Source organism: Vibrio ichthyoenteri ATCC 700023, assembly GCF_000222605.1.
Classification (GTDB): Bacteria; Pseudomonadota; Gammaproteobacteria; order Enterobacterales; family Vibrionaceae; genus Vibrio; species Vibrio ichthyoenteri.
The window spans coordinates 1-928 of sequence record NZ_AFWF01000161.1 but is presented as its reverse complement, the minus strand read 5'-3'; the positions used below and the strand labels follow the sequence as shown (position 1 = coordinate 928).

Annotated in this window: 1 protein-coding gene; it reads right to left on the bottom strand. The window is 44.7% G+C overall.

Translation table 11 applies throughout. The features are described from left to right. Positions 1–825, bottom strand: an 825-nt coding sequence (locus RH85_RS11665) for an IS256 family transposase (RefSeq protein ID WP_006712445.1), incomplete at its 3' end; no start/stop codon positions are given. Positions 826–928 lie beyond the last annotated feature (103 nt).

Genomic DNA, 928 nt, shown 5'->3' with positions numbered 1-928 from the left:
TGCGGTAATGGTCTTGTAGTCTTTCCATGGGACGAATTTCATTGAGTTCCGCACCATGTGTACGATACAGAGCTGAATTTGAGTTTTTGGATAAACGGCATTGATGGCATCAGGAAAGCCCTTGAGGCCATCTACACACGCGATGAGAATATCATTCACCCCTCGATTTTGAAGTTCGGTGAGCACGCTGAGCCAGAATTTCGCTCCTTCAGTTTCCGACATCCACATCCCAAGAAGTTCTTTCTGACCTTCCATATTTACGCCGAGAGCGAGATAAATGGCTTTGTTGATGACCTGCTTATTCTGACGCACTTTTACGACGATGCAGTCGAGATACACGATGGGATAGACCGCATCAAGCGGACGAGATTGCCACTCAACGACTTGTTCTAAAACAGCATCAGTGACCTTAGATATTAGACTGGCGGAGATATCGGCATCGTACATTTCTTTGAAGGTCGCGACGATTTCACGGGTGGTCATTCCCTTGGCATACAAGCTTAAGATCTTGTCGTCCATCGATTGGAATCGGGTCTGATGCTTACGAACGAGTTTAGGCTCGAAGGACGCGTCACGGTCACGAGGAATTTCTAACTGGATCTCGCCATCGTCTGTAATTAAGCGTTTAGAGGAGTACCCATTTCGACTATTACTATCGTTAGTTGGTGAGTGTTTTTCGTAACCAAGGTGCTCATCGAGTTCAGCATTTAAGGCTGTCTCAACTGTCACCTTGGTTAACATTTTCCTGAAGTCATCAAGATCAGAAGGAGTCTTAATCGACTTAGCGGCTTCGCGAGCGAAGGCTTCTAAAGCTTTCTTATCCATATTGCTTATCCTTAGCCATGACTGGCTTAATTATAAGCAGATACACAATTTAAATTACAGGCTCGTGAAATACCAATTCGACAGTTTCGGTGTTTTTCAAGAT